This window comes from Pseudomonas sp. AC070 (assembly GCF_979258635.1).
In genome coordinates this window covers 2,814,556-2,828,777 of sequence record NZ_OZ409871.1, presented here as the reverse complement: position 1 = coordinate 2,828,777, position 14,222 = coordinate 2,814,556, and the positions used below count along the sequence as shown (strand labels likewise).

Below are 14,222 nucleotides of genomic sequence, written 5' to 3'. Positions count from 1 at the left end.
AGGTTGGGCTGAGCCATCGGCGAAGCCCAACACGCCACTTCTGCAATCCAGCACAGCAATACAATCCCTTCTCACCTGCATCTCTCACTATCAGCTCATACGAATCTGACAGTGAGCGCCCCATGGCCAATCCCGTTTCCCGCAGCGCTTTCACCGCCAGTGATTGGGGCTTGCTGTGGCTTCGCGTTACCGGCTCGGCCTTGCTGCTGCATGTGCACGGCTTGCCAAAACTCCTGCACTTTCAAGAACAACTGAGCCTTATCGAAGACCCCTGGCACCTGGGCGCGACGTTCACCCTGAGCCTGGCGATTTTCGCCGAAGTGCTGTGCCCGCTGCCGATTCTGCTTGGCGTGCTCACCCGTCTTTCTTGCTTGCCCATTCTCGCCGTGCTGCTGGTGGCGCTGGTGGCCGTGCACCCGGAATGGAGCGTGGCCGACGGCCAGTTCGCCTGGTTGCTGCTGATTATCTTCAGCACGGTGTTTATCGCTGGCCCAGGGCGCATCGCCTTGTCACAACGCCTGCCCGGCAAGGCGCGGGCGCTGGTCTATCTTCAGTGACGGCTCGGTTTCTTACGTTCAAACAGGAGGCGTCAGCCCATGAGTAGTGTGGAAGTGTTCGAAGAGGTGGCGACCTTGCTGGTCCGTCACCGCGTCAAGGCTGGTCAAGATGCCGCCTATGAAGCATGGCTGCGCCGCATCATCAGTACCGCGCGCGAGTACGCCGGGCACTTGGGCATCGACGTGATGCGCGGCCACAGCCAGGGCCTGACCCAGTTCACCTGCGTGCTGCGCTTCACCAGCACCGAGCTGCTGCAAACCTGGCTCGACTCCGACGACCGCCGCCGCTTGGTGGCCGAAGTGGAACCGCTACTGGCCGACGGCGATAAAACCGAAGTGAATGCCGACCGCGAATTCTGGTTTACCCCCGCTGAAATCGGCACCGCCAAACCGCCCGCGCGCTGGAAACAGGCGTGCGTCACCTTTCTGGTGATTCTGCCGCTGAGCATGGGCGTGCCGCTGTTGTGGAAACCGGTGTTCGCCAAGTTGCCGTTTTTGTCTGGCTACCTGGCCAGCAGTGTGGTGATCACGCTGAGCATCGTCCTGCTTGTGGTGTACGTGTTTATGCCGCGAGTGACACGCCTATTTGCGCGCTGGCTTAACGCTTAGCGCTGCTTTGTGAAAGGAGAGCAATCCTCATGGCTGATGAAACCCCTCCAAAGGCCCCCGGGCGTCGCCAATTTCTGGCAGCCAGTTCAGTGCTTGGCGCTGCTGGCGCGCTGTGGTCTGCCTTGCCTTTTTCCGCTTACGCCACCTCATCAGGAGCTGCGATGAACGCCGATCTAATTCTCTTCAATGGCCGGTTGCACACGGTTGACCGAGAAAAACCGACCGCCACGGCCGTCGCCATCAAAGACGGCAAGTTCATTGCCGTGGGCAACGACGCCGAAGCCATGGCTTTTCGCGGCGGCTCGACCCGCGTGGTCGACCTGCAAAAGCGCACGGTCATTCCGGGGCTCAACGACTCGCACCTGCACTTGATTCGCGGTGGCCTGAACTACAACCTGGAACTGCGCTGGGAAGGCGTGCCGTCGTTGGTCGATGCCTTGCGCCTGCTCAAAGACCAGGCCGACCGTACGCCCGCCCCGCAATGGGTGCGCGTGGTCGGCGGCTGGAACGAGTTCCAGTTTGCCGAAAAGCGCTTGCCAACGATTGAAGAGCTGAACAAAGCCGCGCCCGACACCCCGGTGTTTGTGCTGCACCTGTACGACCGCGCCTTGCTCAACCGCGCCGCGCTCAAGGTGGTGGGCTACACCCGCGACACGCCGAACCCACCGGGCGGCGAGATTGTGAAAGACGCCAATGGCGAGCCCACCGGCATGTTGGTGGCGCGCCCGAACGCGATGATTTTGTACTCGACACTGGCCAAAGGGCCGAAGCTGCCGCTGGAATACCAGGTGAACTCCACCCGCCAATTTATGCGCGAGCTGAACCGCCTGGGCGTTACCAGCGCCATCGATGCCGGCGGTGGTTACCAGAACTACCCGGACGACTACCAGGTTATCCGCGAGCTGGCCGCCAACGACCAACTCACCGTGCGCATCGCCTACAACCTTTTTACCCAGAAGCCCAAAGAAGAACTGGTGGACTTCAAAAACTGGACGCAAATCGTCAAGCCCGGCGATGGCAATGACTTCTTCCGCCACAACGGCGCCGGCGAAATGCTGGTGTTCTCGGCTGCCGACTTCGAAGACTTCCTGGAACCGCGCCCGGACCTGCCGCAAACCATGGAAGAGGAACTGGAGCCGGTGGTGCGTCACCTGGTTGAGCAGCGCTGGCCGTTCCGCCTGCACGCCACCTACGACGAATCGATCTCGCGCATGCTCGATGTGTTCGAGAAAGTGAACCGCGATATTCCGTTCAACGGCCTGCACTGGTTCTTCGACCACTGCGAAACCATCACGCCGAAAAACATTGAGCGTGTACGGGCGCTGGGCGGCGGTATTGCCGTGCAGGACCGCATGGCATTCCAGGGCGAATACTTCGTCGACCGCTACGGCAAAAAAGCCGCCGAAGCCACGCCACCGATCAAACGCATGCTCTCCGAAGGCGTGCCGGTTGGCGGCGGTACCGATGCCACACGCGTGTCGAGTTACAACCCGTGGACCTCGCTGTACTGGATGGTCAGCGGCAAAACTGTCGGCGGCATGGAGCTGTACCCTGAAGGCTTGCCGCGCGAAACCGCACTGCAACTGTTCACCCACGGCAGCGCCTGGTTCTCCACCGAGCAGGGCAAGAAAGGCCAGATCAAAGTGGGCCAGTTGGCAGATTTGGTCGCGTTGTCGGCGGACTTCTTCAGCGTTGATGAAGAAGCCATTAAATGGATCGAGTCGGTGCTCACGGTAGTGGACGGCAAAATCGTTTACGGCACCGATGAGTTCGACAAGCTCGCACCGCCGGCACTGCCGGTGACCCCGGACTGGTCGCCGGTGGTGAAAGTGCCCGGCCACTGGCGTCAGCAAACTGCACTGGCCGCGGCCGTGCACCAGTGCTCCGGCCCGTGCGGCGTGCATTCCCATAGCCATGAAAAAGCCCGCCTTTCCTCGGCACCGGTGAGCGATCACCAGGGCTTCTGGGGCGCGTTCGGCTGTTCCTGCTTCGCCTTTTAATGTCGTTATCCAACCCGTCAGGCCCGGTGCGGGCCTGATTATTTCGAGGAAATATCATGAGCAAGAAATACAACCGCTTGGACAAAGACAACGCCGTGGTTTTGCTGGTTGATCACCAGGCCGGTCTGATCTCCCTGGTGCGCGACTTCACCCCGGACGAGTTCAAAAACAACGTCCTGGCCCTGGCCGACATCGCCGCGTTCTTCAAGCTGCCGACCATCCTCACCACCAGCTTCGAAAACGGCCCGAACGGCCCGATGGTTCCCGAGCTGAAAGCCAAGTTCCCGGACGCCCCGTACATTGCCCGTCCTGGCCAGATCAATGCCTGGGATAACCCGGACTTCGTGGCCGCCGTTAAAGCTACCGGCCGCAAGCAAATCATCATCGCGGGCGTTGTGACTGACGTGTGCGTGGCGTTCCCGACCTTGTCGGCCATCGAAGAAGGCTTCGACGTGTTCGTCGTGACCGACGCTTCCGGCACCTTCAATCCGCTGGTACGTGAGTCGGCGTTGAACCGTATGGTCGAAGCGGGCGCGCAACTGATGAACTGGTTCGCCGTAGGTTGCGAGCTGCAACGCGACTGGCGCAACGACATCGAAGGCTTCGGCGCCATCCTCGGCGGCCACCTGCCGGCGTATGCCAACCTGATGCAGAGCTATAGCCAGAAAGCGCAGTAATTTTTCGGCTGGACCTGTAAGACCCAATCGAGGCTGAAGCCTCTCCTACAAGTGGTACATCGCTTGTGGGAGAGGCTTCAGCCTCGATTTTTTTGCGCCTTTGTTTTTGTAGGAGCGGCTTTAGCCGCGATGCTCTTGCTTTGAAAAACATCGCGGCTAAAGCCGCTCCTACAAGTGATCTGGAGCTTGCGGGAAAGGCTTTAAGCCCGACATTGGTGGGGCTTCACTCGATTTTTATGCTCGCTGTCATTGTAGGAGCGGCTTGGCACGCCCAGATCACCGCCCCCACGGTGCCGGTGCGCCGATCAACCGGCCCATGGCGCCTTTGATGCCCAGCTCTTTCAACGCGGTCAGTTCACCTTGGGTTTCCACTATTTCGGCAATCAACGGCAGATCAATGCTGTTGGTGGCGCGGAACATGGCTTCGATAAACATGCGTTTGTCGCTTTCCTCGTCGATGGCGCGGATGTAGGTGCCGTCCACTTTCAGGTAAGCCAAGCCCAGGTGGGTGAGGTTGCCGATCAGGCTGAAGCGGCCGCCGAAATGCTGCAGGCCCAGGTTGAAGCCGGCCAAGTGCACGGCCTGGCTGAGACGTTCGAGCTCGGCCGGTGGCGGCAAGTGGCGTTCGTCTACTTCCAGTGTCATCAACGCGGCGTGCTGCGGGTTTTCCCGCAGCAGCAGGATGAGTTGCGCCTGCGCTTCCGGCTCGCGCAGCGTGGCGGCCGACAAGCTTAGGGCGATGGGTTGCTGATGCGCCGCGAGGTGGGCGAGGGCGTGTTTGAGCATCGCCAGGTCGAAGCGTGCGGTCCAACCCAGGCGCTCGATCCACGGTAGGAAGCGGCCGGCAGCGATGGCTTCGCCTTGCGCGTCGATCAGGCGCGCCAGCACTTTGTGGTGCAGCACGCGTTGGGTGTCGGCGCAGTCCACCACCGGTTGGAAGTACAGCTCCAATTTGCCTTTGCTCAGCGCTTCGTCAATCCAGCCGCGCCAGTCGTTGAGGCTCTGGCTCGGTGCAGCGTTGAAGTCGTCCAGGCGCTCCCAGAACTTGGCGGCATTGCTCTGCGCCTGGGCCAGCGCTTGATCGCCACGGCTGATCACCGCCGTTACGTCTTCGCCGGGGCGGAACGCGGCAATGCCCAGATGGGCCACGGGCGTGCAGTCACTGGCGCCGGTTTGGCGCAGGCTTTCCAGGCTGTCGATCAGTTGCAGAGCGAGGCGGTCGGCGTCGTCGCCGGCCAACCCTGGGGCCAATAAGGTGAACTCGCCGCCGCGGCTGCGCGAGGCCAGCCAGTCGCTGCGGTCGGGGTGTTCGAGCGAACGTTTGAGCAGCTCGCCAATGGCCGCGATCAGGGCGTCGGTGCGTTGGCCGCCGAGGCGCTGGTTGAGGCCGCCGAGGTCGTTGACCCGCAGCATGATCAGGTAGCCCTCGGCGTTCTGTTCGTGGGCGCTGAGTTGGTTGGCCAGGTTGATGTCGAACAGGCGGCGGTTGGCCAGGCCGGTGAGGGTGTCCTGGTAGGCTTCTTCACGGAGTTTTTCACTGCGCGCGGCTTCTTCGGCGAACAGGTTTTTTAGCTTTTCGACCATCTGGTTCATGGCCAACACCACGCGTTTGAGCTCGGGCGTGCGCGGGACGCGGGGCAGGGTGAAGAACTCGCGGCGGCTGATGGCGTGCGCTTGCTGCACCATGTTGTCGAGCGGCTTGAGTTGGGTGCGCAGCAACCAGCCGCCGAGAATGGAACTGACCAAACCGCACAGCAGCAGCCAGGCGGCGCTGCCTAGGGCGCTGTCCCACAGGCGCGACAAGGCGAATTGCGGATGGCTGAGCACTTCGACGCGGGCGGCCTGGTCCCAGCCGCGCATGATCATGGCGTCGCCGCCTTCGGGTTCCAGGTCGATCAGTTTGACGAACCAGGCCGGCACGTTTTCCGAGGTCGTGGTGGTCCGGCGTTCAACCATGGTTTCGCCGTTGTCGACGCGCACCACGCGGATAGTGGCGTAGTAGCCGCTGTCGAACACCGAGCTGACCATCAGCTCGATCATGGCCGGGTCGTCGACATGCGGGGTCATGGACAGCGCCAGGGCAGTGGCGGCGTCCTGGGCGTGGGAGCGCAACTGGCTGAGCAATTGCTCGCGCGAGCTTTCCACACTGGTGATGAAACTGCCGGTGAAGGCCACTACCAGGAACAGGCAGATGGCGAGAAACAGCTGCTTGAGTAACGACATAAGGTTCTCCTAACCCTCACCAACGGCAAAGCCTTCGGCATTCATTTTTTTCAAGATGTCCTGCCAGCGCGAAAGCTTTTTGGTGTCACCGCGTTTGCCGGAGGAACCCGGCAGGTACAAACCTTCGGCATTGAAGGAATACACCGGGAGTAGATCTTTACGTTGCGAAGCGGGGCGAATATCGCCGATCAGGTTGTCCAGTACCAGCGGCTGGGCCGTGGGGCTGGAGTAATAGGTGAGCACCATGTGCGCCTGGTTGTAATTCAAGGCTTTAACGTACGTGATGCGCAGCTTTTCGCTGGGAATGCCCAGGCGCCGCAGGGTGAAGTATTTGGCGATGGAATAGTCCTCGCAGTCGCCAGCGCCCTTGACCAGCGCTTCGAGCGGCGTGGCCCAGTAGTCTTCCTGGCGCCAGTTGCGCATGTCATCCACAAAGCGCAGCTCGCGGTTGAAGAACTTGTTCACCACAACGAGTTTTTCGCTTTCGGGCAAGCCCCCACTTGAGCTGACCAGATCGCCCCAGGCGAGAATGCGGGGCTTCGCTTCGCCGAGATTGCCGTAGCGGTTTTCGGCGTTTTTGACAATGACGGCGAAATCCCAATCGGCAAATACACTGGCAACGCCCACCAGCAATGCCAGCAGCAAAGACACACAGACGCGTGCCGAAAACAGGCGTCTGTGTCGTCCTTGAAAGCGCTGCCGAAGCTGCATGTCGCGTCTCCGCCGATGGTGGGGTGATTCTAGGCAGTTGCAGGGGGATTTGCTTGATGAGCTGCGGGAAATTTCTGCGAAACCCACACGCCCGTACCTTTACTGCTACGGGCGCTTGAGGGTTTTCTGCCTGAGGATATAAATCGTCACGCACACCGCGCTGGTCAACATAAACGTACGCGCCCAGAACATCGGCACCAGGTAGCACGAGAAACCGATGCTCAGCCACATCAAGCCAATGGCGTACACCTTGCCTTTGAGCGGTATGCCATTGCCGTCGAGGTAGTCGCGAATCCACGGACCGAGCTTGGGGTGGTCTACCAGCCAGTGGTAGAAGCGCTCGGAGCTGCGGGCGAAGCAGGCGGCCGCCAGCAGCAGAAACGGTGTGGTGGGAAGTACGGGAAGAAAAACCCCGATAACCCCGAGCACCACGCTCAGCCAACCGAGGGTCAGCAGGGCGTAGCGAATGGCGGGGTTTCGGTTTTCGTGGACTTGGCGCGTCATCCACGGTCCTTATCGTGCGGTGACGAATTAGTGGTGACGAGGCTTGAGCAGCGCAGGTTTTTCGTCAGGGGCCTGACAGATCAGGAACAGCGCGGTAAGCGCTTCGGGAATCTGCTCGACCATGTCGTCCATCAGGTCGGCGTCTTTGGCGATGTCGGCGAACTCGGCTTCTTCATCGAACAAACCGGAACCCACCATGATCGGCAGCAGCAGTTCGCTGACTTCTTCTTCAGCGGTTTCAAACCAGGCGGCTTCGCGCATAAACACGCCTTCCATAAAGCCGATGCACCAGCCGCGAATATCGGAATCGTCCGGCTCTTCGCCCAGATCCAGGTCACACGGTAGTTCGAGGTCATCGTCGGCGGCGAGCATGCGGCCGATGTGGGCTTTGAGTTGGATGAGGGTGGCTTCGATTTCGTCGCGCTCGGCGTCGTCACGGTAGTGCGGCGGCTCGGAGAACAGGGCGTCGATCCACTCGCGCTCCGACACTTGCTCGGTACAGATGGACAGTGCGGTGAGGAAGCCGTGAGCGGCTACATAGTCCAGGGCTTCTTCATGCAACTCATCGGCGTCGAGGAAGGCTTGCAGGCGGGTCAATTGCGCGGCGAAGGACATTACGGCACTACCTAATGGGACTGAATGCGCAAGATTTTAGCCTGTATAGCCCGCTGGCGCGGCGCTCTTGGCAGATTTTTTTCGCCGCTGCCGCGAGCTGGCAGGATTTTTCGACGGGCAATCACCGATAGGCGTCGTCCATTGCCTAGGGGTGCTGACGTATACTGCGGCGCTTTTCCGCCTGCACCTTTTGCAACGCTTGGGGTTTTTATGCTCGAACCGGCTCTGCGCATCCTTAAAGACGTTTTTGGCTACGACAGTTTTCGTGGGCGTCAGGGTGCAATCATCGAGCGCGTGGCCAACGGCGGCGACGCCTTGGTGTTGATGCCAACCGGCGGCGGTAAATCCCTGTGTTTCCAAGTGCCGGCGCTGTTGCGGCCCGGTTTGGCGGTAGTGGTTTCGCCGCTGATTGCGTTGATGGAAGACCAGGTGGCCACCCTGGACGAGCTGGGCGTGGCAGCCGTGGCGCTGAACTCCACGCTCAGCGCCGCCGAGCAACGGCAGATCGCCGACCGCATTCGCCGCAATGAAATCAAGCTGCTGTACGTAGCGCCCGAGCGCCTGGTGCAGCCGCGGATGCTCGAGTTTCTGCAGGACCTCGACATCGCGCTGTTCGCCATCGACGAAGCGCATTGCGTGTCGCAATGGGGTCACGATTTCCGTCCCGAATATTTGCAACTGGGCCAACTGGCCGAGCTGTTTCCCCACGTTCCACGCATCGCCTTGACCGCCACGGCGGACATGCGCACCCGCGAAGAAATCGTCACCCGCTTGCACCTCCAAGACGCCGAGCGGTTTCTGTCGAGCTTCGACCGACCGAATATTTTCTACCGCATCGTGCCCAAAGAGCAGCCGCGCAAGCAGTTGTTGGCGTTCCTTAAAGAGCGCAAGGGCGACGCCGGCATCGTCTATTGCATGTCGCGTAAAAAGGTCGAGGAAGTGGCGGCCTTCCTGAGCAAGGAAGGTTTCGCCGCGCTGCCGTATCACGCCGGCCTGCCCCACGAACTGCGCGCCACTCACCAGAAGCGTTTCCTCAATGAGGAAGGCTTGATCATGGTCGCGACCATCGCCTTCGGCATGGGCATCGACAAGCCCAACGTACGCTTCGTGGCCCACCTGGATTTGCCCAAGTCGCTGGAAGCCTATTACCAGGAAACCGGCCGCGCCGGCCGCGATGGCTTGCCGGCAGACGCCTGGATGGCTTACGGCCTGCAAGACGTGCTGCTGCTTAAACAGATGCTGCAAAGCTCCGAAGGCGATGAGCGCCACAAGCGCTTGGAGCAACACAAGCTCGACGCCATGTTGGCGCTGTGCGAGCAGATTCGCTGTCGCCGCCAGGCGTTGCTGGCGTACTTCGACGAAGAAATGCCCAACCCCTGCGGGCACTGCGATAACTGCGTCGACAACGTGCAAACCTGGGACGCCACCGAGCCGGCGCGCCAGGCGCTGTCAGCGATCTTTCGCAGCGGTCAGCGCTATGGCGTCGGCCATTTGGTCGATGTTTTGTTGGGCCGCGACAACGACAAGGTCCGCAGCAGCGGCCATCAGCATTTATCCGTGTTTGGCATGGGCAAAGCGCTGAGCGAAGGCGAGTGGCGTTCGTTGTTCCGCCAGCTAGTGGCGCGCGGTTTGGCCGATGTGGATCTGGAAGGCTATGGCGGCCTGCGCCTGAGCGAAACCTGTCGGCCGCTGCTGCGCGGCGAGGTGACGCTGGAACTTCGTCGCGACCTGAAACCGCAGCTGGCGGCGAAAACCTCTTCCGGTGGCGGCAGCTCGGCCAGCCAACTGGTACGCCCGGACGAGCGCGAGCAGTGGGAAGCCCTGCGCGCACTGCGGCGCAAGCTGGCAGAAGAACACGCGGTGCCGCCGTACGTTATTTTCCCCGACTCGACGCTGCTGGAAATGCTGCGCAGCCAGCCCGGCTCGATGGCGGAAATGGCCGAGGTCAGCGGCGTTGGCGCGCGCAAACTGGAACGCTATGGTGCGGCATTCTTGGAAGTACTAAGCGGCGCTGCGGAAGTGGCGCCACCGGTGGTGGATATCCGTCACGAGTTGGTCAGCCTGGCCCGCGCCGGCATGACGCCGCAGCAAATTGCCGGGCAACTCAAATGCACCGAAAAGAACGTTTACAGCCTGTTGGCCGAAGCCATTGGCCGACAGCAGTTGTCGCTGGAACAAGCCATGGATTTGCCGGCTGAGCTGCTGGGCGAAATTCAGGATGCGTTTCTCGATGCCGATGGTGAGTTGCCAGCGGTAGCCGCCATTGCCGAGCAGTTTGCCGGGCGCGTGCCGGAAGGCGTGCTGTACTGCGTTCGCGCGGCATTGCAGGCTGAGTTCGAGGTGTAGAGGCGCACTCAGGGCTGGTTTTTTTGTTGCTGTTTTTATGGCGCCAAAAAAAGTGCCTGGGTTGTTGAGCGCACTTTCTACGGCTATGGTGTCAAAAAGCCTCCCCACCAAGAGAAGAGGTAACGGGTGCCGCTCCATCAAGCCTGGCTGGACGATGTCCGCCCCAATCCTTATGCCGACCAACTGTCTTTAGGCTTTCGCCTGCTGCGTTTCGTACGTCCGCTGGAAATTGAATACCGTCAGTACATGCGCGAGGACAGCTTCGACCTCAAGCGCATTGCCCTGAGCGTGGGCATGGTGCTGTGGATGGCGTTCGCGGTGCTGGATTTTTCTCTGATCGACGGGCCTCAGGTCTGGTGGATGCTGGGCGTGCGGCTCAGCGTGCTGGCGATGCTGCTGGTGTGCGCCCTCCTTATTCTGCAACGCAAACACTTCCATCTACTGGTGCCCTTGAGCATCACCTGCATTGGCGGGCTCGGACTGGGCGCGGCCTCGGTGGTGGCCATCGCCCATACCGTCGACATGACCTACCCCTACGAAGGCCTGCTGCTGGTGTGCATGGCGGCGTATTTTCTGGTCGGCTTGCGCTTATCCGAGGCGCTGGCCACGTCGCTGATGGTGCTGCTGGCGTACGTGTTGCTGGAACTGCTGGTGGGGCTGCCGATTCCCCGTCTGATCAACAACGTGTTGTTTCTGCTGTTCGGCAATTTGATGGGCGCCATCGGCTGTTACCTGTTGGAGTTCAAATCGCGCGAACACTTTTTGGTCAGCCGCCTGATGCGCGTGCTGGCGGATCACGACAGCCTGACCGGCCTGCATAACCGCCGCAGTTTCAATCGCCAGCTGGAACGCTTGTGGCGCCAGGCGCAGCGCGAGAACCAGCGGCTGGCGCTGTTGCTTTGCGATATTGATCACTTCAAAGCCTACAACGACTGCTACGGGCACCAGGCCGGCGACAACGTGTTGCAGCGCGTCGGCGCGGTGCTCGCGGATGCGGCGCGCCGGCCGTTGGATATGTCGGTGCGCCTGGGCGGTGAGGAATTTGCGGTGTTGCTCTACGACATCACCGATGCGCAGGCGCGCGAGCGGGCAGAGGCGCTGCGTTTGGCGCTGGAGAAGCTCGGCATTCGCCATGAGCGCTCTGATACGGCGGCGATGGTAACGATGTCGGTGGGCGTTTCCTGCCTGCTGCCAGCCGAGGAGCGCGATGTCGGTCAGTTGTATGAACGCGCGGATCGGGCCCTGTACGAGGCCAAGGCCTTCGGGCGTAACCAAGTGGTGGCTTAGCCCCGAACCCATAAAAAAACCCGGCATGACGCCGGGTTTTTTTATGGGGGTTTCACGCGGGTTAGATGCCCATGCCCACCAGGCTTTGCACGATATTGCGCAAGGTACCGGCAATGGTCGGGTGTTCCACTTCAAAGCGTTCAACGGCGAGGTTTACGCCGTCCACCAGATTGGTGTCCGGTGCGCTGGCTTCGCGTTGCAGTTGCAGTTCGATCTGTTGCGCCAGGGCGTTGAGTTCTTCGCGTTGTTCGTCGGAGACGGGCGTCTGGCTGTTCAGTTGCTCGCGCAGTAAGTCCAGTTGATGCTGCAATTCGCGGGCAGGCATGGTGTTTCTCCCTCTGTGATAGGCAACAGCATTGACCCTGAGCGTGCGCCAAAGGTTCGAGTGTTGAGGGTAATCCATGCTCTGCCGCTTTGCCCGAGCGCAGGCGCGGCAAGGTGTAACACCTTACGGCTTTTCACCTTTTTGCCGGCGCTGGGCCAGGTCCGTGAGGCTGGGGCCGAGGTCGGCCAGTTGATCGATCACCGAATGCACGCCGAGGCGATAAAGGCTAAGGGTTGCCTGCGCGCGCAAATGGTCGCGCTCGGGGGCGGGCAGGGCTTGCCAATCATCCGGCGCCTGGCCGCACAGAGGGCCGCAAGCAGCGAGGCCCACCGTCCATAAGCCGGCATTCAAGCCCGCCTGCAGTAAACGCGGTTCGCCGCTGATCAACACGCAGCCGTCGAGGTTGTTCACCTTTAACGCCGACAGCGACTGCCAGCAGGCGTCGGGCGCAGGCCACGGCCGGGCGGCGCTGGTGTCGGTGCCGACCAGCCAGGCGGGCAGGCCGCTGGCCAGTTGTTGGCTGGCATCGGCGGGTAGCTCGTCCAGCCAGGCGCAGGGCACGCCTTGCTGTTGCAGGGTTTCCAGCACATGCAAGGCGCCGGGCGTGACGTGCGCGTAATCATTGGCGCTTGCCTGTAACGCGCTTTGCAGGGCGCTGAGGTCGGCGCTGTGCGGCTCACGGCCCAGCGCGGCGCTCAGCGCGGCATGCGGTGACAAGAGATGGCAGGGCTGATTGGCGGCGTCGGGAAACAGCCGCTGCAAGGTCACGGGCAAGGCGCGGGCGCCGAAGTCCACCAGGCAGCCAGAGAGGCCAAACAGCACGGCGGTGAAGTCGGCAGATGATGAGGCGAGTGCAGGCATGACGCGCATCCGAAGGGGGCTTGTTAGCAAAGTAGTTACCCGCGATGACGGTGCGATGAATACTTTGTGACAATTACCGCGAAAGCAGCCACAGCGACAATAAATACGCGCGCAAGCCGCGCTGCCAAAGCCGGTTGCCAGCCCTTATACTGAGCGCCTTTTGCGCCAGCACCTATGCTGGCAAAGCGCGCGCCGCGCGTTCCCCGTTCTGCCTTTGGAGCCTTGCAATGGAAGTGTTTGCCAGCAATTGGGCCACGCGTTTTGGCCAACTCTGCCTGTGTGCCGGTCTTGCGCTGGTGGCGCAGGGCGCTTGGGCAGCGGAAAACGACCCGTGGGAAGGCTTCAACCGCCCGGTGTTCACCTTCAACGACACGGTCGACACCTACGCGCTGAAACCAGTTGCGCAGGGTTACCAAGCGGTCACGCCGCAGTTTCTCGAAGACGGCATTCACAATGTGTTCAGCAACCTGGGCGATGTCGGCAACCTGGCCAACAACCTGCTGCAAGGCAAAGTGGCGGCAGCGGGCGTCGATACCAGCCGTTTGATCTTCAACACCACCTTCGGCCTGCTCGGTTTCTTCGACGTCGGCACCAAGATGGGCTTGCAGCGCAGCGATGAAGATTTCGGCCAGACCCTTGGCGCGTGGGGCCTGAACAGCGGGCCTTATCTGGTGCTGCCGCTGCTTGGGCCAAGCACCGTGCGCGATGCGTCGGGCAAAATTCCGGACAGCTTCCTGGAACCCTATCGCTACATGGACCACGTGCCGACCCGCAACGTGACCCGTGCGGTGGATGTGGTCGATACCCGTGCGAGCTTGCTGTCGGCCGAGAAATTTATCAGCGGCGACAAGTACAGCTTTATCCGCAATGCGTATCTGCAGATGCGTGAGTTCAAAGTTAAAGATGGCGAAGTCGAAGACGACTTTTGAGTTAGCTAAACGATCGGCTGCGCGTCGGCGGGGCGGCGTTAAAAACACACTTTCAATGCTCATGGGCTACAGCCCACTGCGCTTGAAAGGCCATTTGCGCCTTGCTCCGCTCTAGCTCGCTCGATCTGGGTCGGCGTGATGCGGCTATTGAAAGGGCAAAACGAAAAAGGCGACCTGAGGGTCGCCTTTTTCGTTGATGGATGCGGGGGTTACTTCATGGAAAGAATGGCCAACCCCAGCGATTGTTTGCCGCCATCCAATGCGCTGGCGCGGATGACTTCGGCTTCGGCGTCGAGGCCGCGTAATTCGTTGTGTTCCGATGCGATGTGGACGCGAACCTTGTCGCCCACTTTGGCGTCGCTTTCGGCTTCTAACTGCATGCCAGTGCTGGACAAGTCGAGGCAGAGGGCGGGAATGTCGCGGCCGCCGTGTTTCAAGGTGACGGGTGCTTCCAAGCGCATACGGATGTAGTCGCGTTTCTCGGTGTAGGCATGATCACTTTGGCTCATCGACCCGCTCCTGTGGTTTTTATTGGACTCTCCGACGGCTCTTATAACCTTGCCCTCTTTCGCCTGTAA

14 protein-coding genes are annotated in these 14,222 nt (G+C 61.0%); 7 read left to right on the top strand and 7 right to left on the bottom strand.

All coding sequences use genetic code 11. The features are described from left to right. Positions 1-122: 122 nt before the first annotated feature. The 4 genes from ACZZ0Q_RS12565 (at position 123) to ycaC (ending at position 3,843) form a co-directional block, all read left to right on the top strand. Positions 123-557, top strand: a complete 435-nt coding sequence (locus ACZZ0Q_RS12565; RefSeq protein ID WP_463382569.1) for a DoxX family protein — start codon at positions 123-125, stop codon at positions 555-557. Between the two features lie 39 nt (positions 558-596). Continuing rightward, a complete protein-coding gene (locus ACZZ0Q_RS12560; protein WP_463382570.1) occupies positions 597-1,166 on the top strand; it encodes an antibiotic biosynthesis monooxygenase in 570 nt (189 codons plus the stop codon). 161 nt (positions 1,167-1,327) lie between these two features. After that, complete coding sequence (locus ACZZ0Q_RS12555) at positions 1,328-3,166, top strand: amidohydrolase (protein ID WP_463542094.1); 1,839 nt, start codon at positions 1,328-1,330, stop codon at positions 3,164-3,166. Between the two features lie 56 nt (positions 3,167-3,222). Next, positions 3,223-3,843, top strand: coding sequence for an isochorismate family cysteine hydrolase YcaC (gene ycaC, locus ACZZ0Q_RS12550; protein ID WP_122451006.1), 621 nt, complete (start codon positions 3,223-3,225; stop codon positions 3,841-3,843). A gap of 276 nt (positions 3,844-4,119) precedes the next feature. Here the strand turns inward: ycaC and lapD are convergent, their stop codons facing one another. The 4 genes from lapD to ACZZ0Q_RS12530 all read right to left on the bottom strand — a co-directional run bounded on the left by lapD (position 4,120) and on the right by ACZZ0Q_RS12530 (position 7,896). Continuing rightward, positions 4,120-6,066, bottom strand: coding sequence for a cyclic di-GMP receptor LapD (gene lapD, locus ACZZ0Q_RS12545; RefSeq protein ID WP_463542095.1), 1,947 nt, complete (start codon positions 6,064-6,066; stop codon positions 4,120-4,122). Positions 6,067-6,075: 9 nt separating this feature from the next. After that, positions 6,076-6,777, bottom strand: a complete 702-nt coding sequence (gene lapG / locus ACZZ0Q_RS12540) for a cysteine protease LapG (protein WP_463560625.1) — start codon at positions 6,775-6,777, stop codon at positions 6,076-6,078. 105 nt (positions 6,778-6,882) lie between these two features. Further along, complete coding sequence (locus ACZZ0Q_RS12535; RefSeq protein WP_463560623.1) at positions 6,883-7,281, bottom strand: YbaN family protein; 399 nt, start codon at positions 7,279-7,281, stop codon at positions 6,883-6,885. Between the two features lie 27 nt (positions 7,282-7,308). Further along, positions 7,309-7,896 carry a UPF0149 family protein gene (locus ACZZ0Q_RS12530; protein ID WP_463382574.1) on the bottom strand — a complete coding sequence of 196 codons (588 nt, stop codon included), beginning with the start codon at positions 7,894-7,896 and terminating at the stop codon, positions 7,309-7,311. 210 nt (positions 7,897-8,106) lie between these two features. Here ACZZ0Q_RS12530 and recQ point away from each other — a divergent pair, with 210 nt between their 5' ends. Further along, complete coding sequence (gene recQ / locus ACZZ0Q_RS12525; protein ID WP_463542096.1) at positions 8,107-10,242, top strand: DNA helicase RecQ; 2,136 nt, start codon at positions 8,107-8,109, stop codon at positions 10,240-10,242. A gap of 126 nt (positions 10,243-10,368) precedes the next feature. After that, positions 10,369-11,529 carry a GGDEF domain-containing protein gene (locus ACZZ0Q_RS12520; RefSeq protein WP_463542097.1) on the top strand — a complete coding sequence of 387 codons (1,161 nt, stop codon included), beginning with the start codon at positions 10,369-10,371 and terminating at the stop codon, positions 11,527-11,529. Positions 11,530-11,590: 61 nt separating this feature from the next. Here ACZZ0Q_RS12520 and ACZZ0Q_RS12515 read toward each other — a convergent pair whose 3' ends face one another. After that, positions 11,591-11,854 (bottom strand): DUF4404 family protein, encoded by a 264-nt coding sequence (locus tag ACZZ0Q_RS12515; protein WP_122498411.1) that lies wholly within the window; start codon positions 11,852-11,854, stop codon positions 11,591-11,593. Positions 11,855-11,977: 123 nt separating this feature from the next. Beyond that, complete coding sequence (locus ACZZ0Q_RS12510; protein ID WP_463542098.1) at positions 11,978-12,715, bottom strand: HAD family phosphatase; 738 nt, start codon at positions 12,713-12,715, stop codon at positions 11,978-11,980. 227 nt (positions 12,716-12,942) lie between these two features. Here ACZZ0Q_RS12510 and ACZZ0Q_RS12505 point away from each other — a divergent pair, with 227 nt between their 5' ends. Continuing rightward, a complete protein-coding gene (locus tag ACZZ0Q_RS12505) occupies positions 12,943-13,644 on the top strand; it encodes an MlaA family lipoprotein (RefSeq protein WP_463382577.1) in 702 nt (233 codons plus the stop codon). Between the two features lie 209 nt (positions 13,645-13,853). On the opposite strand, the gene ACZZ0Q_RS12500 is transcribed toward ACZZ0Q_RS12505, so the two are convergent. After that, positions 13,854-14,153: a PilZ domain-containing protein gene (locus ACZZ0Q_RS12500; protein WP_122498417.1), complete on the bottom strand. Its 300-nt coding sequence runs from the start codon at positions 14,151-14,153 to the stop codon at positions 13,854-13,856. Between the last annotated feature and the right edge of the window lie 69 nt (positions 14,154-14,222).